The sequence below is a fragment of the Nocardia sp. NPDC050408 genome, from assembly GCF_044458905.1.
Classification (GTDB): Bacteria; Actinomycetota; Actinomycetes; order Mycobacteriales; family Mycobacteriaceae; genus Nocardia.
On sequence record NZ_JBITIL010000001.1, the window covers coordinates 197848 to 217930 of the forward strand.

Annotated in this window: 21 protein-coding genes; 16 read left to right on the forward strand and 5 right to left on the reverse strand. The window is 65.8% G+C overall.

Going from position 1 to position 20083, the window contains the following annotated elements:
- Positions 1–31: 31 nt before the first annotated feature.
- Both mscL and ACIBJI_RS00990 read right to left on the reverse strand, forming a co-directional pair.
- Positions 32–478, reverse strand: coding sequence for a large conductance mechanosensitive channel protein MscL (mscL, locus tag ACIBJI_RS00985; protein ID WP_364356283.1), 447 nt, complete (start codon positions 476–478; stop codon positions 32–34).
- A gap of 153 nt (positions 479–631) precedes the next feature.
- Positions 632–1366, reverse strand: coding sequence for an SDR family NAD(P)-dependent oxidoreductase (locus ACIBJI_RS00990; RefSeq protein ID WP_397082645.1), 735 nt, complete (start codon positions 1364–1366; stop codon positions 632–634).
- 187 nt (positions 1367–1553) lie between these two features.
- On the opposite strand from ACIBJI_RS00990, the gene ACIBJI_RS00995 reads away from it, so the two are divergent.
- The 6 genes from ACIBJI_RS00995 to ACIBJI_RS01020 all read left to right on the forward strand — a co-directional run bounded on the left by ACIBJI_RS00995 (position 1554) and on the right by ACIBJI_RS01020 (position 8728).
- Positions 1554–2375 (forward strand): alpha/beta fold hydrolase, encoded by an 822-nt coding sequence (locus ACIBJI_RS00995; RefSeq protein WP_397082647.1) that lies wholly within the window; start codon positions 1554–1556, stop codon positions 2373–2375.
- A 155-nt stretch (positions 2376–2530) separates the two neighbouring features.
- Entirely contained in the window at positions 2531–3967 is a 1437-nt protein-coding gene (gene mshA / locus ACIBJI_RS01000; protein ID WP_364356274.1) for a D-inositol-3-phosphate glycosyltransferase, read from the forward strand.
- The gene (locus tag ACIBJI_RS01005; RefSeq protein WP_364356271.1) at positions 3964–4467 is read left to right on the forward strand and encodes a YbjN domain-containing protein; all 504 of its coding nucleotides are present in this window, start codon (positions 3964–3966) and stop codon (positions 4465–4467) included. The genes mshA and ACIBJI_RS01005 overlap by 4 nt, the downstream gene beginning before the upstream one ends.
- Before the next feature lie 195 nt (positions 4468–4662).
- On the forward strand, positions 4663–5568 hold the full coding sequence (locus ACIBJI_RS01010; RefSeq protein WP_364356268.1) for an ROK family protein: 906 nt from the start codon (positions 4663–4665) through the stop codon (positions 5566–5568).
- A gap of 51 nt (positions 5569–5619) precedes the next feature.
- Positions 5620–6357, forward strand: coding sequence for a phosphoglyceromutase (locus tag ACIBJI_RS01015; protein WP_364356265.1), 738 nt, complete (start codon positions 5620–5622; stop codon positions 6355–6357).
- A gap of 319 nt (positions 6358–6676) precedes the next feature.
- Positions 6677–8728 carry a CocE/NonD family hydrolase gene (locus ACIBJI_RS01020; protein ID WP_364356262.1) on the forward strand — a complete coding sequence of 684 codons (2052 nt, stop codon included), beginning with the start codon at positions 6677–6679 and terminating at the stop codon, positions 8726–8728.
- 207 nt (positions 8729–8935) lie between these two features.
- Here ACIBJI_RS01020 and ACIBJI_RS01025 read toward each other — a convergent pair whose 3' ends face one another.
- Entirely contained in the window at positions 8936–9595 is a 660-nt protein-coding gene (locus ACIBJI_RS01025; RefSeq protein ID WP_364356259.1) for an NAD(P)-binding domain-containing protein, read from the reverse strand.
- 91 nt (positions 9596–9686) lie between these two features.
- Here ACIBJI_RS01025 and ACIBJI_RS01030 point away from each other — a divergent pair, with 91 nt between their 5' ends.
- From ACIBJI_RS01030 to ACIBJI_RS01040, 3 genes are all read left to right on the forward strand, one after another.
- Positions 9687–10070, forward strand: a complete 384-nt coding sequence (locus ACIBJI_RS01030) for a helix-turn-helix domain-containing protein (protein WP_364356256.1) — start codon at positions 9687–9689, stop codon at positions 10068–10070.
- A 130-nt stretch (positions 10071–10200) separates the two neighbouring features.
- Positions 10201–11436 carry an ATP-binding protein gene (locus tag ACIBJI_RS01035; RefSeq protein ID WP_364356253.1) on the forward strand — a complete coding sequence of 412 codons (1236 nt, stop codon included), beginning with the start codon at positions 10201–10203 and terminating at the stop codon, positions 11434–11436.
- The gene (locus ACIBJI_RS01040; RefSeq protein ID WP_364356250.1) at positions 11433–12122 is read left to right on the forward strand and encodes a response regulator transcription factor; all 690 of its coding nucleotides are present in this window, start codon (positions 11433–11435) and stop codon (positions 12120–12122) included. The genes ACIBJI_RS01035 and ACIBJI_RS01040 overlap by 4 nt, the downstream gene beginning before the upstream one ends.
- A 67-nt stretch (positions 12123–12189) precedes the next feature.
- Here ACIBJI_RS01040 and ACIBJI_RS01045 read toward each other — a convergent pair whose 3' ends face one another.
- Positions 12190–12522, reverse strand: coding sequence for a hypothetical protein (locus ACIBJI_RS01045; RefSeq protein WP_364356247.1), 333 nt, complete (start codon positions 12520–12522; stop codon positions 12190–12192).
- Between the two features lie 79 nt (positions 12523–12601).
- A complete protein-coding gene (locus ACIBJI_RS01050; protein ID WP_396958291.1) occupies positions 12602–13483 on the reverse strand; it encodes a hypothetical protein in 882 nt (293 codons plus the stop codon).
- 65 nt (positions 13484–13548) lie between these two features.
- Between ACIBJI_RS01050 and ACIBJI_RS01055 the strand changes: the two genes are divergently transcribed.
- From ACIBJI_RS01055 to ACIBJI_RS01085, 7 genes are all read left to right on the forward strand, one after another.
- Positions 13549–14580, forward strand: a complete 1032-nt coding sequence (locus tag ACIBJI_RS01055) for a Ppx/GppA phosphatase family protein (protein ID WP_364356244.1) — start codon at positions 13549–13551, stop codon at positions 14578–14580.
- Entirely contained in the window at positions 14577–16313 is a 1737-nt protein-coding gene (locus ACIBJI_RS01060; RefSeq protein ID WP_397082649.1) for a hypothetical protein, read from the forward strand. The genes ACIBJI_RS01055 and ACIBJI_RS01060 overlap by 4 nt, the downstream gene beginning before the upstream one ends.
- Positions 16314–16455: 142 nt before the next feature.
- Positions 16456–17319, forward strand: a complete 864-nt coding sequence (locus ACIBJI_RS01065) for a sugar phosphate isomerase/epimerase family protein (protein ID WP_397083033.1) — start codon at positions 16456–16458, stop codon at positions 17317–17319.
- Positions 17320–17423: 104 nt separating this feature from the next.
- Entirely contained in the window at positions 17424–18308 is an 885-nt protein-coding gene (locus tag ACIBJI_RS01070; RefSeq protein ID WP_397082651.1) for a thioesterase family protein, read from the forward strand.
- A 52-nt stretch (positions 18309–18360) separates the two neighbouring features.
- On the forward strand, positions 18361–19197 hold the full coding sequence (proC, locus tag ACIBJI_RS01075) for a pyrroline-5-carboxylate reductase (protein ID WP_397082653.1): 837 nt from the start codon (positions 18361–18363) through the stop codon (positions 19195–19197).
- 207 nt (positions 19198–19404) lie between these two features.
- Positions 19405–19695, forward strand: a complete 291-nt coding sequence (locus tag ACIBJI_RS01080; protein ID WP_364356232.1) for a helix-turn-helix domain-containing protein — start codon at positions 19405–19407, stop codon at positions 19693–19695.
- A 168-nt stretch (positions 19696–19863) separates the two neighbouring features.
- Positions 19864–19965 (forward strand): 30S ribosomal protein bS22, encoded by a 102-nt coding sequence (locus ACIBJI_RS01085; protein ID WP_003402602.1) that lies wholly within the window; start codon positions 19864–19866, stop codon positions 19963–19965.
- The last annotated feature ends 118 nt before the right edge of the window (positions 19966–20083 follow it).

Here is a 20083-nt window from a genome sequence, read left to right on the forward strand (position 1 = left end):
ACGAACCGTGCGGGGGCGAAACGCGGGGCGATTACCGCGCGTTCTCCTTGACGAGCGAACCGTCCTTACCGAACGATTCGGCATCGACGACCGAATCCTTCTGCTGCTTGGCGAGCAGATCGCGAATCTCGATGAGCAATTCGATCTCGCTCGGCTCGGCCACCTTGGCGGTGCCGAAGCGGTTCTTCAGCGTCTTCATCGGCACCATCAGCACGAAGTACAGCACCCCGGCGACCAGCATGAAGTCGATGAGCGCGGTGATGATCGGCCCGATCGCGATGAAGGTGGCCGGCTTACCGGAGACCAGCTGAACTCCGAGCCCCAGCTCATTGGTCTTACCCAACACCGCGAGCAGCGGATTGATGATTCCCTTTGTCACTGCCGTCACCACTGCGGTGAACGAGGTACCCATGACGACCGCGACGGCGAGATCGATGACATTCCCGCGCATCAGGAAATCTTTGAAACCCTTGAGCATGAGCCGAGCTACTCCAATCTGGTTAAATGCTTGTCCGCCTCCCCGCGCCTTTTGCCCGGTAGTCGGGTGCCACCCGAGTTCACATCCGGGCCGGCGGTCCTGTGTCTGCTGGGTTCGGGCGTACCCGGTGAGTTACTTGCGAGGCCGATTCGATCAGCCGCGGCGAGCGAAGCGTCCGGGACCAGCCTGATCACGGGGTTTGACGATGATCTGGTCCAGATTCACATGTGACGGTCGCGACGCCACGAACCCGATGATCGCCGCGATATCCTGCGCGACCAGCGGATCGATACCCTCGTACACCTTGGCGGCACGCTCCTCGTCCCCGGCGAAACGCACCAGCGAGAACTCGGTTTCCACTGCGCCGGGCGCGATTTCGGTGAGCCGCACCGGCTGGCCGAGCAGTTCGCCGCGCAATGTGCGGTGCAGTACGGCCTGTGCGTGCTTGGCCGAAGTGTAGCCGGATCCGTTGTCATAGGCCTCGAAGGCGGCGACCGAGGTGATGGTGACGATGAGCCCGTCACCCGAGGCGATCAGCTTCGGCAGCAACGCCTTGGTCACCCGCAGCGTGCCGAGCACATTGGTTTCCCACATCCAGCGCCAGTCGTCCAGATCCGCCTCGGTCACCGGGGCCAGCCCCTTCGCGCCGCCCGCATTGTTGACCAGCACATCGGCGTTCTCGATCGCATCAGTGAAGGCGCATACGGAATCTTCCGAGGTCACATCGAGTTCGAGTGCGGTACCGCCGATTTCGTCGGCGAGGCGCCGCAGCCGATCGAGCCTGCGCGCGCCGACGACCACGTGATAGCCCTGTTTGGCGAGTTCCCGGGCGGTGGCTTCGCCGATTCCCGAGCTGGCTCCAGTGACGACGGCAGTGCGAATGCTCATGGTCCCGATCCTAAGTGCAGAAAATTTGCCGAAGACCGCGGCCGCGTGGAACGCATGAGCTGATTACGTGGGTAGCTCGCCGGGTACGTCCAGCAGCCGATCGGCCACTGACCGCCGGTCCGCGACGGGCCGTCCGCGGCACCTACGACGGGCAAAAGTCCGCCGGAGGCGGACTAGCCTCGGTGGCATGGCTATTCGGGAAGCGGTCAGTGCGGACGGAACGAGCATCGTCTATCGGGGCAGTGGCCCGGCCGACGGCAGGCCGCTGGTGCTGGTGCACGGCTGGTCGGCCAATCTGCAGTGCTGGGGCGCGGCCGCGGACGAACTGGCCGAGCGCTTCCGGGTACTCGCCGTCGACCTGCGCGGCCACGGCTACTCCGGCGCCCCGGCGACCGGCTACGACGATCCGAAGAATTGGGCCGCCGATATCGCCGCGGTGCTCGCCGCCGAGGGCGTCGACTCGGGTGCGGTGCTGCTCGGCTGGTCCTACGGCGGCATCGTGATCAGCGACTATCTGACCACCTACGGCACCGGCGCGGTCGCGGGCGTCATCTACTCGGGTTCGATGGCCAATATCGGCCGCGCACCCGGTGCGGAGACCGGTTCGTCCATGCAGGAGGCCATTCCCGGCGTTTTCGAGGAGAGTGCGGGTCGTGCGTTGCGCGCATTCGGTGCTTTCGGCAATGCCAACACCGGACCGGGTCCGGATAAGGGCGTCGATGCGCAGCGCATCTTCGGCGCGAGCCTCGGCACGCCGCCTCGGGTGCGCAAGGCGCTGTTCTACCGGACCGTCGACAACACCGAAACGCTACGTGCCCTGGACATTCCGGTGCTGGTCCTGCACGGAACCAAGGATCCGGTCGTGCCGATCGAGAACGGTCGCTACATCCTCGACGCGGTGCCCGATGGCCGCGGCTCGTTCTGGGAGGACGCCCAGCACGGGCTGTTCATCGAGGATCGCGCCCGCTTCGTCGCCGAGGTCAGCGCGTTCATCGACGGTCTGAACTAGACGTCCGAAATTCGCTGGCGCCGCACGCTCGGCTCCAGCAGACTTGTCGTATCTCGGCGGATAGCGAACCGCGCGTGAGAACTCTCACGAAACTGCTGTGACGACTGTCACTTGGCCCGGTTACGGCGTCTGAGTTGGGCAATTCAACGTGCACTATGGATGGTGTGAGTCAACGCCCGGACCTACGGCCGAATCGGATCGCCGTGTTATCGGTGCACACCTCACCACTTGCTCAACCGGGCACCGGTGATGCGGGCGGCATGAACGTCTATGTGCTGCAAACCGCCATTCAGCTGGCCCGACGCGGCACCGAGGTCGAGATTTTCACCCGGGCCACCTCCTCGAACGTCCCGCCGGTACAGGAGGCGGCCCCGGGGGTCCTGGTGCGCAATGTGGTGGCGGGCCCGTTCGAGGGGCTGGACAAGCACGACCTGCCGACCCAGCTGTGCCCGTTCACCGCCGAGGTGCTGCGTCAAGAGGCCAGACACCTGCCCGGTCACTACGACCTCGTCCATTCGCACTATTGGCTCTCCGGTCAGGTCGGCTGGCTGGCGCGCGATCGCTGGCGGGTGCCGCTGGTGCACACCGCGCATACCTTGGCGGCGGTGAAGAACGCGGCGCTGGCCGAGGGCGACTGCCCCGAACCCGCGACCCGCGAGATCGGCGAAAAGCAGGTGATCGCCGAGGCCGATCGGATGGTCGCCAATACCGCGGAGGAGGCGCGCCAGCTCATCGAGTTGTACGGCGCCGATGCCGAGCGCATCGATGTGGTGCCGCCCGGCGCTGATCTGACTCGCTACTGTCCCGGTGAAAAGGCCGCGGCCCGAGCCGAATTGGGTCTGGCCACCGACGAACGGATCGTCGCGTTCATCGGCCGCATCCAGCCGCTCAAGGCCCCGGATGTGCTGGTCCGCGCGGCCGCGGAATTGCTCTACCGCGACCCGTCACGCAAGCTGCGGGTGCTCATTGTCGGCGGCCCGTCAGGCACTGGACTGGAGCGCCCCGATGCACTGATCGAACTCGCCGCCGCACTCGGCATCGCCGAGCATGTCACCTTCCTGCCGCCGCAGCCGCCGGACCGCCTGGTGCAGGTGTATCGGGCCGCCGACCTGGTCGCGGTGCCCAGCTACAACGAATCCTTCGGCCTGGTCGCCATCGAAGCGCAGGCCAGCGGCACCCCGGTGCTCGCGGCCGATGTGGGCGGGCTCGGCACCGCCGTGCGGCACGGTGAGACCGGCCTGCTCGTGCCCGGACATCGGACTCCGGACTGGGCCGATGCCCTCGGCCACCTGCTCGATGACGGTGAGCGCCTACGTCGGATGGGTATGCGCGCGGTCGAGCATGCCGGGCATTTCTCCTGGGAGCACACCGCGGACGGACTGCTCGCCAGTTATTCGGCGGCGTTGGCCGATTTTCGTGCGCTGCGCGCCGGTCTCGGTGCGGGCCGGCGCAAGGTCTTCGAGGCCGCGCGGGCGGAACTGCCGGGCGAACGCGCTAGCCTCCCGGGAGAACTCAGTGCTGTTCTCCTCGGCGAGATCAGTCAGGCCAGATCGCGGGCGCTGTGGCGGCGCCGGACGGGAGCGCACCGATGAGCACGGAAGCCGCGACCGCACAGCTGATCGACGAAACGCTGCGCGAGCGCGAGATCGAGTACACCCATCCAAGCCAGGAGACCTTCGTCGTCATCCTGCCCGGTGAGCGCAAACTGAAGACCACCGTGATGCTCACCGTCGGCAAGCACGGACTGCGGATCGAATCGTTCGTCTGCCGCAAGCCCGACGAGAACTTCGAGGGCGTCTACAAATTCCTGCTGCGCCGCAACCGCCGCCTCTACGCCGTGGCCTACACCCTGGACCGGGTCGGCGATATCTACCTGGTCGGCCGCTTGGCCACCCATGCCGTCACCTCCGACGAACTGGATCGAATCTTCGGCCAGATCCTCGAGGCCGTCGAGGCCGACTTCAACGTCCTGCTGGAACTCGGCTTCGCCGAATCCATTCGTCGGGAATGGAAGTGGCGCGTATCGCGCGGGGAATCCCTGCAGAACCTGCGCGCCTTCGAGCATCTGGTCGAGGCCGCCGACCAGCCCTGAATCCGACCGCGACGGTAGTCATATGGGTGCTGTCGAGTGCCATTCGAGCCGCCACACCTGACTACCGTCGATATGTCGCGTGCTCATGGTCCGCGCAGTCCCGGGAATACCGCGCCGGTGTGGGCGCGGTGGGCGACAATCGCGCTGTGGCGCATACGCTCGTGTGGGCCGCATAGCACGGAAGGTCGCACGGCGATGATGGTTCTTGCTCTGGATATCGGTGCGACGAAATTCGCTGCCGGGGTGGTCTACGGGGGCCGGAAGGTGCGCGATGTGCGGCGGGTCGATGTGCCACGCGAATCGGTGTGGGCCGGGTGCCGCGCCCTGCTGCTGGAAGTGGCCGGTGACGCGACGGTTTCGGCGATCGGGATCGGCTCGGCCGGGCCGGTCGATGTGCGGACCGGTGTCACCAGGCCGCTGAACATTCCGGAATGGAAGCCGGGCTTTCCGATCGTCGCCGAGGTGCAGCGGCTGTTCCCTTCCGCCGCAGTGCGGTTCGCCATCGACGGTGCCTGCCTTGCGCTGGCCGAACATCACCTCGGCGCGCTGCGCGGCATTCCGAACGGCCTGGCCATGACGGTTTCCTCGGGCATCGGCGGCGGCATCATCGCAGACGGTCGGGTGGTGCTCGGGCGCACCGGCAATGCCGGACACGTCGGCCACATCGTGGTGCCGGGTTGGGATGTGCCGTGTGAATGCGGCGGCGTCGGCTGCGTCGAGGCGATTGCCAGCGGCATGTCATCGGTGCGCTGGGCACGCGAACAGGGTTGGCGTGGCGAGACCGGTGCCGCGCTGGCGAAGGCAGCACACACCGGCAATGAGATCGCACTCGCCGCGCTGCATCGGGCCGGAACCGCACTCGGCACGGCCATCGCCTCCGCAGCCTCGACGCTCGATATAGATCGGGTGGTGATCGGCGGCGGCTTCGCGCAATCGGGCGAACCACTGTGGCAACCGCTGCGTGCGGCCGTGACCCGGCACGTCGGCTTGGACTTCCTGCGCGAGCTGCGGGTGGTGCCGTCGCGAATCACCAATGGCGCCACCCTGGTTGGCGCGGGCGTGCTCGCCGCGGGCCACGATACGGCCGATGCCATCTCCTGAGCAGTGGGAACGGATGCGAGCCCGGTTCGCGTACATGCCAGAATGGCCTGCATGACGTACACCCTCGTGTTGCTGCGCCACGGCGAGAGCGAATGGAATGCCATGAACCTTTTCACCGGCTGGGTGGATGTGCACTTGACCGATAAGGGCATCGCCGAGGGCAAGCGCGCCGGGGAACTGCTGGCCGAACACGGCATCCTGCCGGATATCGTCTACACCTCGGTGCTGCGTCGCGCGATCAGCACCGCGAATATCGCACTGGACGCCGCCGACCGGCACTGGATCCCGGTCGTGCGCGACTGGCGCCTCAACGAGCGCCACTACGGTGATCTGCAGGGCAAGAACAAGGCGCAGGTCCGCGACCAGTACGGCGACGAGCAGTTCATGCTGTGGCGGCGCAGCTACGACACCCCGCCGCCGCCCATCGACCCGGCCAATGAGTACAGCCAGGAGAGCGACCCGCGCTACGACGGCATCGACGTCCCCAAGACCGAATGTCTGCTCGATGTGGTGAACCGGATGGTCCCGTACTGGGAGTCGACCATCTCCAAGGACCTGCTCTCGGGCAAGACCGTTCTCGTTGCGGCACACGGCAATTCGCTGCGTGCTTTGGTCAAGCACCTGGATCGGATCTCCGATGACGATATCGCCGGGCTGAATATCCCCACCGGTATCCCGCTGCGCTACGAGTTGGACGAGAACCTGCGCCCGGTTCGTCCGCGCGAATATCTCGACCCTGAAGCCGCCGCGGCGGGTGCCGCGGCCGTCGCCAGCCAGGGCGGTAAATAAGCACTCAGATCGATAGGATCACGCGCCGCGACCGGGTTTCGGTCGCGGCGCGTTGCTGTTTCGACGGTGACACGCGGTTTGCCCCGATTGGAAATGGAACTGGGGCGCGAGTCGTGATCGGTTAGCTGCGCCTGTCTGGGTTAGTGTGAATTCTGCAGGTGGGCCTGAATTTTTTCAGGCTTGTGCAGGCGTTATGCGGTGTTGGTTGCTATATGTGAACCGACATTCGACTCATAATTCGGGTAACCCCGAGTTCGAACCTACTCGTCGGTATGTAAGCTCTGGTCGTTCGACCAGTCCGAGAGGCGGATCACCCCTGATGCAGACAATGTTGCGTGCCACAGTGGCGGCAGTCGCCACGGCGGTGCTCATTCCATTCGTCACCCAGAGCGCGATCGCCGCGCCGGAGCCGTCCGGTCCCGACGGGGGCGCGGCCGGCGCCGCCTGGGTCGCGGCCGAGGACGGTCCCCAGCAGTACCCGAATGTGAATATCCAGTGGGATGTCCCGATCACCATGAGCGACGGCACCGTCCTCCAGGGCAACGTGTACCGCCCGGCGGATTCTGCGGGGCGTCCGATCGACACCTCGACGCCCACCGTGGTCAATCTGACTCCGTACACCAAACTGGTCTCGAATATCGCCGACAGCGCCATGTCCATCCCTGGCCTGTCCGACGCTCTGATCGAACTGTTCCGACAGATCGACCTCAGCGGCACCCCACTATCCGGTGTCACCGATCTGACCAAATCCTTCGGCGGCGGCGAACTGCGCAACTTCGCGGTCGACCGTCAGCTCATCAAGAGCGGTTACACCCAGGTCGTCGTCGATGTGCGTGGCACCGGTTTCTCCCAGGGCACCTGGGACATGTTGCGCCAGCGCGAACAGCAGGACACCTACGAGGTGATCGACTGGGTCGCGAGTCAGCCGTGGTCCAACGGCCGCATCGGCATGAACGGCCTGTCGTATTCGGGCATCAACCAGCTCCAGGTGGCCGCGATGCGACCGCCCGCCCTGAAGGCGATCTTCCCTGTCGTGCCGGGCAGCGACCTGGTCAACGATGTGCTCGCACCTGGCGGCGGATTCGGCTTCAACTTCATTCCGCTGTGGCTGACCGCCATCAACGGCCTCAAGCTCGTACCGGATGTCGCATCGATACTCAACGGACAGTTCGATATGAAGTGGCTCGCGGATCGCGCGAAGGATCCGTTCACCTTCATGGATGTGCTGCTCAACGTCTACAGCACCACCCGGATCGAGGACCTGGACCCGCGTGCCAAGGAACTGCTGACCGGTTCGTCGACATCGCGCGCGGCTTGGCTCGGCGATCCGAGCAAGATTCAGGTGCCCACCTTCGTCACCGGTGGCTGGCACGATCTGTTCACCTACTCGGAATCCAAGATCTACAACGAAATTCCGCTGCCCGCGGGCCAGAAACAGCTGCTGATGGGCAATACCTACCACGTCAGCTCCGGCAATGAATACGGTAAGCCCGGCCTGCCGCCGCGTCTGGACGTGCTGCAGCGTGCCTGGTTCGACAAGTGGCTCAAGGGAATCGACAACGGTATCGATCAGTACGGCCCGATCACGCTGCGCCAGCAGGGCGGCGGCTGGATCACCACCGACTCGTTCGCCGATCCGCAGACCGGATCCCGAGATGCCGAATATCGCCGGATGTATCTGTCCGCCAACCGAAGTGGCACCGCGAACAGCCGGTACGACGGATCGTTGCTCGCCGCGGCGAGCCCGGACCCGGCGCGGCTCACGGTCGCGCCAGGCCTGACTACCCTGTGCTCCAACGACGCAGCGCAGGGTAGCGCGGGTTTCCTCTCGATCATCGATGGCTGTGCCAAGGACTCCCGGATCGCGGAGCTGAACGGGCTGACCTTCACCAGCGACCCGGTCGTCGAGCCGACAATCATCTCCGGCCGAATCGCCGCGCACCTCAATACTGTTCAGGATGCGACTGACGGCTACTGGGTGGTCACGGTGAACGATGTCGCTCCGGACGGTCAGTCCACCGTGCTGTCCTCGGGCCAGTTGATGGCGTCGCTGCGTCAGGTCGACGAGCCGAACAGCACCCGTTCCGCCAGCGGCGATTACACCGACCCGCGTGCCTACACATCGCTCGACCTGCGTCAGCCGACCGTGCCGGGGGAGGAGACGACCCTCGATATCGCTCTGCCCGCCACCGAGGCGATTCTGCAGCCGGGCCATCGCCTGCGCGTGGATGTCTTCGCGGGCAACTTTCCCAAGGGCCTGCCGGTACTGCCGATGCTGATCGATACGGGTCTGAAACCGCAGCACATCCAGTTGGATCCGGACCGGGCGAGCTTCGTCAACGTTCCGGTGCAGGGCAGGCCGGGATGGTGAAACTGACCTGACAACAGAGTTGAGCTATCCGCTCGGGTAGCGGCGCCTCTTCGGCTTTATCCGAATGCGCCCGAGTTTCGCGAATAACCAGTGCGGACGAACGCGGGCTGATAAGCCGAATCCGGCCCGAGCGTGCACCTCTCGCGCATTCATGCTCGAATCCGCGGGGTATGGGCGATTGGTGCACGCTCGGACCGTTCTCACGGGCTAGTCGGCCACGGCGAACGCCGCGTCCAATGGCGGGAAGATCGCGCGGGCGTCCGCGCCGGAGAACCAGAGACCGACGGTGAATACCGAGGTGGCCTCCAGGTATTTGGCCCGATGCAGGCCGCCCGCCGAAATCGGTTGGAGTGCCAGATCTTCCGCCAGCGCCGCGACCTGTTCGACGGCGGAAGCATCGTCACCGCAGATCGGTACCGCCAGCCTGCGGTCCTCGAAGACACGAGTTTCCGATTCCCAGACCTCGGCCGCGCAGACGTTGAACGCTTTCACCACATGCGCCTCGGGAACCGTCGCCGCGATGCGAGCGGCGACCGCGTCCTCGGACAGCACGAATGCCGGAACTCCTGCCGGCGCGGCCTCGTCCGGCAGGAACGCATTGGTGCAGTCGATCACAGTCCGCCCGGCGAGTTTTCCGCCGATCTCACCCAGTACTTCGTCAAGGGCGCTTACCGGTAGCGCCAGCAGCACGACCGCCCCGAATTCGGCGGCCGCGCCGACGCTTCCGGCTCGCGCTCCGTGCCCGATGGTTGCCGCCAGCGCGTCCGCGCGGGAACGAGCGCCGATGAGGACCTCGTGCCCGGCTGCGGCCCAGCCGCCGCCGAGTGCCTTCGCCATCGCGCCCGCCCCGATGATTCCGATTCGCATATCAACTCCTGATTCGGGATGTATACGGCACTGACGCTAGAGATTTCGATAGGCACCCGAAGGTGCGCAATGACGATGGCAGGCTGGTCTCATGACGGTCGAACATGCCGAACCAGTGGAATTCGCGCCCTATGGCGACTACGAGGCCGACTGTCCGGCCCGCCTCGGCGTCGACCTGTTCGGTAACCGCTGGCTCGCGGTCATCGTCTACATGTTGCGCGAGGGCCCGATGCGCCCCGGTGACCTGCGCACCGCCATCGGCGGCATCAGCCAGAAGATGCTCACGCAAACGCTGCGCCGGATGGAAACCATGACGCTCATCGAGCGCCACCGCTACGCCGAGGCGCCGCCGCGCGTCGAATACGAACTGACCGAAGCCGGACGCGATCTGCTCATTACGATCTATTCCCTCGGCGAATGGGCCGACCGCCACGGCGACTCGGTGCGCTCGGCAATGTCGGATTCCGACGAGTGAAAACGATCCGGACGCCATCGCGCGAACAACGCGTAAACAAGCGGCTAACGGGCCTGGAAGTGCCCATGACCTGCGTGAAACTTCGCGTACCCCGAGTTGGGTTGTCGGTTGGCGACCGTACGATTCAAGTGTGAGTGTTCCGCAGGCCGTACTGCTGGCAGTTCTCGCGGCTGTCGTCGGCCTGGCAGTCGGCGGGCTACTGATCCCGTTCATGAACGCCAGGCAGGCCGCCCGCAGGCAGGCAGATTCCGGTCTCACCATGTCGCAGGTGCTCGACCTGATCGTGCTCGCCTCCGAGAGCGGAATCGCGGTCGTCGACGAATACCGCGATGTGGTGCTGGTCAATCCGCGCGCCGAGGAACTAGGCCTGGTCCGCAACCGGCTGCTCGACGAACGCGCCTGGGCCGCGGTGGAGAAAGTGCTCGCCACCGGCGAATCCACCGAATTCGATCTCACCGCCAAGAACCCGATGCCCGGCCGCAGCCGGATCGCGGTGCGGGGGGTAGCCAGACAGTTATCGCGCGAAGAGACCAGTTTCACCGTGCTGTTCGCCGACGACGATTCCGAACAGGCCCGCATGGAGGCGACCCGACGGGACTTCGTCGCCAATGTCAGCCACGAACTCAAGACCCCCGTCGGCGCGATGAGCCTGCTGGCCGAGGCCATGCTGGAATCCGCCGAGGACCCCGAGGCCGTCCGGCACTTCGGTCAGCGCGTACTCGGTGAATCCCGGCGCCTGGGCAAGATGGTCACCGAATTGATCGCGCTGTCGCGACTACAGGGCGCGGAAAAGCTACCCGAGCTAGAGGTGGTCGACGTCGACACCGTGGTCATGCAGGCGGTCGACCGCTCCCGCACCGCCGCCGAGGCCGCGGGCATCACCGTCAGCACCGATCGCCCGAGCGGACTCGAGGTGCTCGGCGATGAAACCCTGCTCGTCACCGCATTGTCCAACCTGGTGGAGAACGCCATCGCGTACTCACCCGCCGGTTCCCACGTCTCGGTGAGCCGCTCACTGCGCGGCGATCACGTCGCGATGGCGGTGACCGATCGCGGCATCGGCATCGCCAAGGAAGACCAGGAGCGGGTCTTCGAACGGTTCTTCCGATCCGATAAGGCGCGCTCGCGCGCCACCGGTGGTACCGGCCTCGGCCTGGCTATCGTCAAGCATGTGGCGGCCAACCACAACGGTGAGATCACCCTGTGGAGCAAGCTCGGCACCGGATCGACGTTCACCCTGCGAATACCTGCCCACCATGAAACCGGCGGCGAAGAAGAAGTCGACGGTCCCGCGGTGAGCATGAGAGAAACACACCCGCGCCCCTCGGGGCCGGGCAGACCCAATGGTGTGGAGGCACGCAGATGACGAGTGTTCTGATCGTCGAAGATGAGGAGTCGCTGGCCGATCCGCTTGCGTTCCTGCTGCGCAAGGAGGGCTTCGACGTCACGGTCGTCGGTGACGGACCATCCGCGCTCGCCGAATTCGACCGCTCCGGCGCCGATATCGTGCTGCTCGACCTGATGCTGCCCGGTATGAGCGGCACCGATGTGTGCAAACAGCTGCGCACCCGCAGCGGCGTCCCGGTGATCATGGTCACCGCGCGTGACAGCGAGATCGACAAGGTGGTGGGCCTGGAGCTCGGCGCCGACGACTACGTCACCAAGCCGTACTCGGCGCGCGAACTGATCGCCCGCATCCGTGCCGTGCTGCGCCGCGGCGCGGGCGATGAACTGGACGGCGGCAATGAGAGCGGTGTGCTCGAGGCCGGTCCGGTCCGGATGGATGTCGACCGCCACACCGTGCACGTCAACGGCAGGCAGGTCACCCTGCCATTGAAGGAATTCGATCTGCTCGAATATCTGCTGCGCAATTCCGGGCGAGTGCTCACCCGGGGCCAGCTGATCGACCGGGTCTGGGGCGCCGACTATGTCGGCGACACCAAGACCCTCGACGTGCACGTCAAGCGGTTGCGCTCGAAGATCGAGGGCGATCCGGCCAAACCGGAGCATCTGGTCACCGTCCGCGGCCTCGGCTACAAGCTCGAGGCCTGACCGCCTCCCCGAATATTCGCAGACGCCGAGGCCCCGACAACCTCGGCGTCTGCTGCGTGCGTCCGAATCAGGGCAGGTAGACCCAGGTGGGGCCGAGGCCGGGGAGGTCGTTCTTGTGCAGGGTGATCCAGCCGAGGTCGTCTTCCTGCATGCAGTCGTAGACGTCGCCCGCGCTGGTGCCGCGGCAGGCGATGGTGCGGGTGACGCCGTAGGGACTCATGATCAGGTTCTTGCCGTTCGCCTGGGCGTTGATCGCCTCGGGGGTATTGGCGGGCAGGAAGTCGGCGGTGAAATCGGCGTATTTGGCCGGGTCGCCATTGGGCTCGGCATGCGCGGCACCGGTCAGCGCGGCGGTGGCGCCGAGCGCGATGGCGGTCAGGGTCAGGGCTTTTTTCAACATGACCGCACATCCAACCGCATCCGAGTAAAGCCTGCATGGCGGGCAGGTGAATCACCCCAGATAGGTCACCCCAGATAGGTCACGCCGACTGGTCTGTGACGTGGTCGTCGGATCTCATTCGATTTGCATGCACGGTCGCGGGATGGATCGCGATGAGGCCGAGTCCCTCGCGGCGTTTGCAGTGTCTGGCCAGCTCTTCGTAGGCGGGTGCGCCGAGTAATTCCTTCAGTTCGGGAGCGTAGGACTGCCACACCGGACGGGTGCCGACGTGGGCGTCGGGGGAGCCTGAGCAGTACCAATCCAGGTCCTCGCCGCCGGGTCCCCAGCCGCGCCGGTCGTATTCGGTGATGGTGGTCTTCAGGATTTGCGCGCCGTCCGGGCGTTCCACCCAGTCCTGGGTGCGCCGGATCGGCAGCTGCCAGCACACGTCCGGCTTCACCTCGAGCGGCTCGATGCCCTTGCGCAGCGCCATGGTGTGCAGCGCGCAGCCGACGCCGCCCTCGAAGCCTGGGCGGTTGAGGAAAATGCAGGCGCCGTCGAAGCGGCGGGTGCGCAGCGCGGGCTCGTCCTCCAGTTCGTCGAGCTCGAGATAGCCCTTCTTGGTGATCTTGCCGTCGGCGTCGGTCGCCTCATCCATCAGCTGCCAGTCGCTCGGTGTGAGCATTTTCACAGCATTGGTCAATCGTTTGCGGTCGTCCTTGTCGGAGAGGAACGCGCCGTGCGAGCAGCAGCCGTCATCGGGGCGGTCGCTCAGAATTCCCTGACACGCCGGAGTTCCGAAAACGCACGTCCAGCGCGACAGCAACCAGGTCAAATCCGCGACGATCACATGCTCGTCGTTTGCTGGATCCACGAACTCGATCCATTCACGGGGAAAGTCGAGATCGACCTCCGGTGCCGGATCGATCTTTCCCGCTGGTCGGGGCCTCTTGGAGCCGCTGTTCGTTGCGCCTACCGTCACACTTCAGGACGCTAACAGTTCAGTCGCCTGGGCTAAAGGGCCGGATCACCCAGTACCGTATTCATGTGCGGCTTGGGGTACTCGATGTCGGAAGCAATACCGTCCACCTGCTAGTGGTGGACGCCCATCGCGGTGGTCACCCGATGCCGATGAGCTCGACAAAGGCCACCCTCCGGCTATCGGAGAATATCGATTCCGACGGCTGCATCACCGTCCAGGGGGCCGAACGGCTGATCGCGACGGTGGCCGAATTCGCCAGCATCGCCGAGACTTCCCGCTGCGTGGAGCTGATGCCGTTCGCGACCTCCGCGCTGCGTGAGGCCGCGAACTCCGATGAGGTACTCGCCAGGGTCCGCGCCGAAACGGGTGTCGAACTGCAGGTGCTCTCCGGTGTCGACGAGGCCCGGCTGACCTTCCTCGCCGTGCGCCGCTGGTACGGCTGGAGCGCGGGGCGGATCCTCAATCTCGATATCGGCGGCGGCTCACTGGAAATGACCAACGGCGGCGACGAGGAACCCGATCTCGCGGTCTCGCTGCAACTCGGTGCCGGACGGTTGACCAGAGAGTGGCTGCGTGAGGATCCGCCGGGTAAGCGCCGCGTCGCGGTGCTGCGCGATTGGCTCGACGCGGAGCTCGTCGCACCGGCGAAAGAGCTGCTGGAGACCGGAAAACCGGATCTGGCGGTCGGTACCTCGAAGACGTTTCGGTCGCTTGCCCGGTTGACCGGAGCGGCACCTTCTTCGGCCGGGTTGCGGGTGCGCCGTACACTTACCAGCTCAGGTCTGCGCCAACTGATTGCCTTCATCTCGAGAATGACGGCGGCGGACCGTGCAGAATTGGAAGGCGTAAGTTCTGATCGGTCACAGCAATTGGTGGCTGGCGCATTGGTCGCGGAGGCGAGTATGCGGGCACTATCGCTGGATACCCTCGAGATTTGTCCGTGGGCACTGCGCGAGGGGCTGATCCTGCGCAAACTGGATACCGATATGAACGGCGGACCGAGAGCTACGGCTTTGCCGGGTGTCGTTGTGGAAACGAGCGGTAAGCCGGTGCCCGGCGGTGGTCTATCGGGCCCGATGGAAACGGTGTCGTCATGAGTGAGGATTCCAAGCAGCTCTCGGTTGCCGAGCTGCTGGCACGCAATGGCCAGCAGGGCGCATCCGCCGGTGGCGGCGGACGGCGGCGGCGCAGTGGTCGCGGCATCTCGGTGGCCGAGCTGACCGGTGATCTGCCCGCCATTCCGGCCGGCGGTGGCGGTGGCGGTGGCCATTCGGCGCACGCCGCACCCGAGGACGACGAACCGGCGTACGAGCCAGTCGCGTACGAAGCCAATGGGTACGAGGCGAACGGGTACGAGGCGAACGGGTACGAGGCGAACGGGTACGACGCGTCGGGTTACCAACCTTCCGGCTTCCAGTCGGGCGGGTACGCGTCCGGTTTCGAAACGCCTGCGCAGGAACCCACTTCGTATGCCGCGCCGGATCCGGCGCCCTACGCCGCACCCGACTTGCCCAACTACTCGCCGATGTCGGGGCCGATCACCCGGTACGACCCACTCTCGGCCTACGCCCCTGCGGAAGCACCGGCCGATCCGCTGCCCCCGCCGGGATATTCGAGCCGAGTCATGCCTGGGCGGGAGATGCCGGATTCGTCGTCGCGGCATGCCGCGCCCGCGGAGCCGCTGTCCACGCCGATATCGGATCTGTACGCTCCGGCTCCCGATCCGTACACCCCGGCTCCCGATCCGTACACCCCGGCTCCCGATCCGTACGCGCGGGACCCGCTGGCCGATGGGGCGGTCGGCTCGGGAAGCACCGGCCGCCGACATCGGCACGCCGAACCGGCGGAGGAGACCACCGATGTACGGCCGCTGCGCGATCTCGGCCGAAACATGGGCGCCCCGCCCGAAAGCCCGCCGAACGGATCGAGATCCGGCGGTCGGGCCGCCCGGCGACGCGCGGCGGAGGCAGCCGAAGCCGAGGCCAACAACGCCGGACCATCGACCGCTCCATGGTCGCCGTCCACCAATGGCTTCACACCGGAATCCGCGCCGCTGCCGATATCCCCGCTGCCGGACGGTCCGTCGCGCGGAGGTCATCCCGAGCCGCCGGATCAGCGAAGATCCGCACGGCGCGATGGTCCGCCCGACCGCGCTCTGCCCGCCTGGTCGGCGCGAAGAAACGTAGCGCCCAATAACAGTGCGCCCGAATCAGAGAGCGTCCCAACTGCCGGGTGGTCACTGGCCAGTCAGGATCAGCAGCTCGTCTCCGGCCAGACCGTGGCGGGCGACCTGCTGCGCGACGAGGTCGAGCGCGCCGAGGCCCAGCGGGCGAACGGGCGCGCCGCGGAGCGCAACGGGCGTGGCCGACGTGGCAGATCAAAGCCCGTCGAGCCGGATGATGTGTACGACGGTCTAACCGATGTGTATGAACCGTTCCCGACCGGCGATGTCCTCGACGACGACGAGGATTTCGACGGTGACGATGTCGATTCGGAACATTCGTTCGCCTCCCGCTTGTCCCCGAGACGCGCTCGCTCGCGGATCGCACGCAAGTCCGAGTACGACGCCAATCGCCGACAGTGGATGATTCTGGGCGGTCAGAGCACCGGCGCGGCGGTCGCCGGAATGTTGCTGTTCAAGGGCTTCGAGCGCATGTGGGAAATGCTGCCCTGGGTGGCGCTGTGCTTGGCGATGATCGTGATCTTGGGCTTGGTGGCACTGGTGCGAATACTGCGGCGCACCGATGACATTCTCAGCACGGTGATAGCCGTCGTTGTCGGCATCTTCGTCACCCTGGGACCGCTAGCCTTTCTACTCAGTACGAACTGAGCAGGGAGCGGTTGTGGGGAACATCGGGCAGGCGGACGACACCAGAACGGCGAGCGCGGCCACAGGGCGCGCTCCAGATCCCGACGTGCGCACCGAACCCCATTCGCCGGTCGAAGCGGCCGGTGGATCCGGCGGTCAGCAGATCCTCGTCGGTCTCTCGACGGCCTCGGTATATCCGCAGAACACCGAGTCGGCCTTCCAGTACGCGGCCGAAATCGGTTACGACGGTATCGAATTGATGGTCTGGGCCGAACCGGCCAGCCAGAGCATCGCCGCGGTTCAGGCCTATTCCCGCAAATACGGTGTGCCGGTACTGGCGATTCACGCACCGTGCCTGCTGATCTCCCAGCGGGTGTGGGGTTCGGATCCGGTGGCCAAACTCGAGCGCAGTGTGCGCACCGCTGAGGCGCTCGGTGCGGGCACCGTGGTGGTGCATCCGCCGTTCCGCTGGCAGCGCAGATATTCGCAGGGCTTCGCCGATCAGGTGGCCGAGTTGGAGGAGCACAGCCACGTCATCGTCGCGGTGGAGAATATGTTCCCCATGCGCGCGGACACTCTCTTCGGCCGCAAAACCGGCTCGGCGAAGCGGCTGGAGCGCCGTGGCGGACCCGGTCCCGGCCTGACCGCGTTCAGTCCGTCCTACGATCCGACCGATACCGGATTCCGGCACTACACCCTCGATATCTCACATACCGCGACCGCGGGCGCCGATCCGCTGGCGCTGGCCGCGCGGATGGGCCAGGGCCTCGCGCACCTGCATCTCGCCGACGGCCGCGGCGCGGCCCACGACGAGCATCTGGTGCCGGGCGAGGGCACCCAGCCCTGTGTCGAGCTGTGCGCGGCACTGCTGCGGTCGGGTTTCGCCGGTCATGCGGTCGCCGAGATCAATACCCAGAACGCGCGCACCACCCAGGGCCGTACGGACATGCTGAACCGCACGCTGGAGTTCGCCAGGACGCACCTCAACGCATCCGCTCCGGCTCCGACGCACGCCAACCAGGTGTGATGCCGCACCTATCTGCCGGCAGAATTCCGACCGCGAATCGCTTCGTTCTACGCTGTACGAACGCCGCGTCTCGCCGATGCGGCCGACCGACGACAGGAGTGACGATGCCGGAGCTGACCGCCGAACTCGAGCAGGCCATCACGACGGACGCACCCTTCAGTCGGGTGTGCACACTGACCGAACTGCTGTCGGCCAACCCGGATAGCGGCCGCTACCTGGGCATCATCGACAAAATCTGGACCATCGGGCCGAAGGTGCACGGCGGCACCATGGTCGCGGCCAGCGCCGCCGCGGCCACCCGCTGGCTGCGCGCCTCCGATCCGGCGCTGGTTGGTATGGCGCCCATCGCGGCGAGCTCCGATTTCCTCGGCGCGCCCGAGCCTGGAGAGGTCGAGTACGAGGTGCACATCCGCAAGGTCGGTCGTCAGATCTGCCTGGTCGATGTGAACCTGATCCAGAGTGGGCGCACGCTGGTGCGTACCGCGTTCACCTTCGGCCATCTCGACGATGCCGACCCGATCTACGCGCAGCAGCACGCTGATATGCCGATCGAACCGCCCGCCGACGCCATCGGTTACCGGGATTCGTCGATGGGCAAGATCGTCCATGTGGCGCGCGGTGCCGAACTGTTCATCGATCGGGAGTGGGCCCGATTCCTCGACGGCGCGAAAGGTGAACCGCGCCTGCGTCTTTGGATGCGTCCGTTCGAGGGCGACCAGCGGGATGCGGACATCGCCATGTACTTCGCGATCATGTCCGCCGATATGAGCCCGCCGGTCCCGCAGAACCTCGGCCAATTCGGTTGGGCCCCGACGGTTCAGATGACCACCTACCTGCGCCGCCGCCCGGCCCCCGGCTGGCTGCGGATCATCGCGACCAGCCACGAGGTCGGCGCGCGCATGTTCGACGAGGACCAGCTGATTCTCGACTCGACCGGCGCGGTTGTCGCACAGAGCCGCCAGCTCGCGCTGGTGCCGCAGCAGCGCTAGGACCGGTTCCCCAGCGCCCTGCCGATATTGCCGCGCGATTAGCCTTAGCGCTATGACGAGAGTTGCGGTGATCGGTGGCGGTCGCATCGGGGAGGCGTTGATCGCCGGATTGCTCGAATCCGGACGGGCGGCGAAGGATTTGGTCGTCGTCGAGACACATGCCGATCGGGCCGAACTCATCGGCGATCGCTTCGGCGTGCGGGTCACCGATTCGATCGCGGACGCGATCGTCGGTGCGGATGTTCTGGTCATTGCCGTCAAGCCGGGTGATGTGGATACGGTCCTGACCCAGCTCGGCAAGGCCGAACTCGACGCCGACCGCGATCAGATCCTGGTGTCGCTGGCGGCGGGTGTGCCGACGGCGCGACTGGAGAACAAGCTGCCCGCCGGCTTCCCGGTGGTGCGGGTGATGCCGAATACCCCGATGCTGGTCGGCCAGGGCATGAGTGTGCTCGCACCGGGCCGCTACGCCCGCTTGGAACAGCTGGCCCAGGTGACCGAGCTGCTCGCCGCGGTCGGCAAGGTGGCAACTGTGACCGAGGCGCAGATGGATGCGGTGACCGCGGTCTCGGGTTCCGGACCCGCGTACTTCTTCCTGGTGGTCGAGGCCATGATCGACGCCGCTGTCGGACTCGGCCTGACCCGCGACGTCGCCACCGAGCTCGTCGTGCAGACCATGCTCGGCTCGGCCGCCCTGCTCGAGAGCTCCGGACAGACCGCCGCCGAGCTGCGTGCCGCGGTGACTTCGCCGGCGGGTACGACCGCCGCCGCGGTGCGTGAATTGGAGCGTGGCGGGGTGCGCTCGGCCTTCCTCGAGGCATTGCATGCGGCGAAGCACCGATCCGCGGAACAGGGTGCCAGTGACGGGGCTGGCGGCAGCGCTTCCTGAGCGATCTTGGACGGGCGTTCATCAAACATCGTGCGTCTACAGGGTGACCGGTCGGTTCCCAGCGTGTAAACCGGATTTCTCACACCCGTCGCAGTAATCCCACTGGTCCCGCTAAGCTTCAAGGAGCACGTGCGTGTCTGTTCCGCCGGTGGGGAAGCTGGCGGCGCGGACGTGCCGGAGGTCAGTGGTGCGATGATGTCTAACAAGATGTCTGCAAATAGTTCAGGGACGTCGCCAGGAAGTTCCGGACCATCGAGTGGCCGGGCTGGTTCCCGGACCCAAGGCGGTTCGGCGAATCCGTCGCAGTCAGTGCTCGGAGGAGGTACTCAGTTCCTCACCGTCGCCGAGGTTGCCAATCTCATGCGGGTATCCAAGATGACGGTCTATCGGCTGGTGCACTCGGGTGAGTTGCCCGCCGTGCGGGTCGGTCGCTCGTTCCGGGTGCATGCCAAGGCGGTGCACGACTATTTGGAGACGTCCTACTTCGACGCTGGATGAGGCGGTTTCATCAGCTTGACGGTGTCCCGGTAGGATGAATCCTCGGTTCGTGTGCGCCTGCCGGCGGCACCGCTTTGTGGTGTCCGGTGCCAGCTGGCGGCGCGGACGCTGAAATAGGCGTACGTGATTGGCGTGCGCGCCGAGTAGAGAGAACGCGAGGACAACCCTATGGGTTCTGTGATCAAGAAGCGCCGCAAGCGCATGTCGAAGAAGAAGCACCGCAAGCTGCTTCGCCGCACGCGTGTTCAGCGGCGCAAACTCGGCAAGTGAGTAGCTGCGCATTAGCTGAGAGGCCCGTCACCGATTGGTGGCGGGCTTTTCTTTTTGAAACAGCGAATTTTGAAATTTGCTCATGTATCAGGTGACTGAAGTCATCGTTAGAAGCTGG

Excerpts from the sequence above, each read along its gene's own strand:
- mscL (WP_364356283.1), bottom strand. The coding sequence starts at position 478 with ATGCTCAAGGGTTTCAAAGATTTCCTGATGCGCGGGAATGTCATCGAT.
- ACIBJI_RS00990 (WP_397082645.1), bottom strand. The coding sequence starts at position 1,366 with ATGAGCATTCGCACTGCCGTCGTCACTGGAGCCAGCTCGGGAATCGGC.
- ACIBJI_RS00995 (WP_397082647.1), top strand. The coding sequence starts at position 1,554 with ATGGCTATTCGGGAAGCGGTCAGTGCGGACGGAACGAGCATCGTCTAT.
- mshA (WP_364356274.1), top strand. The coding sequence starts at position 2,531 with ATGGATGGTGTGAGTCAACGCCCGGACCTACGGCCGAATCGGATCGCC.
- ACIBJI_RS01005 (WP_364356271.1), top strand. The coding sequence starts at position 3,964 with ATGAGCACGGAAGCCGCGACCGCACAGCTGATCGACGAAACGCTGCGC.
- ACIBJI_RS01010 (WP_364356268.1), top strand. The coding sequence starts at position 4,663 with ATGATGGTTCTTGCTCTGGATATCGGTGCGACGAAATTCGCTGCCGGG.
- ACIBJI_RS01015 (WP_364356265.1), top strand. The coding sequence starts at position 5,620 with ATGACGTACACCCTCGTGTTGCTGCGCCACGGCGAGAGCGAATGGAAT.
- ACIBJI_RS01020 (WP_364356262.1), top strand. The coding sequence starts at position 6,677 with ATGCAGACAATGTTGCGTGCCACAGTGGCGGCAGTCGCCACGGCGGTG.
- ACIBJI_RS01025 (WP_364356259.1), bottom strand. The coding sequence starts at position 9,595 with ATGCGAATCGGAATCATCGGGGCGGGCGCGATGGCGAAGGCACTCGGC.
- ACIBJI_RS01030 (WP_364356256.1), top strand. The coding sequence starts at position 9,687 with ATGACGGTCGAACATGCCGAACCAGTGGAATTCGCGCCCTATGGCGAC.
- ACIBJI_RS01040 (WP_364356250.1), top strand. The coding sequence starts at position 11,433 with ATGACGAGTGTTCTGATCGTCGAAGATGAGGAGTCGCTGGCCGATCCG.
- ACIBJI_RS01045 (WP_364356247.1), bottom strand. The coding sequence starts at position 12,522 with ATGTTGAAAAAAGCCCTGACCCTGACCGCCATCGCGCTCGGCGCCACC.
- ACIBJI_RS01060 (WP_397082649.1), top strand. The coding sequence starts at position 14,577 with ATGAGTGAGGATTCCAAGCAGCTCTCGGTTGCCGAGCTGCTGGCACGC.
- ACIBJI_RS01070 (WP_397082651.1), top strand. The coding sequence starts at position 17,424 with ATGCCGGAGCTGACCGCCGAACTCGAGCAGGCCATCACGACGGACGCA.
- proC (WP_397082653.1), top strand. The coding sequence starts at position 18,361 with ATGACGAGAGTTGCGGTGATCGGTGGCGGTCGCATCGGGGAGGCGTTG.
- ACIBJI_RS01080 (WP_364356232.1), top strand. The coding sequence starts at position 19,405 with ATGTCTGCAAATAGTTCAGGGACGTCGCCAGGAAGTTCCGGACCATCG.
- ACIBJI_RS01085 (WP_003402602.1), top strand. The coding sequence starts at position 19,864 with ATGGGTTCTGTGATCAAGAAGCGCCGCAAGCGCATGTCGAAGAAGAAG.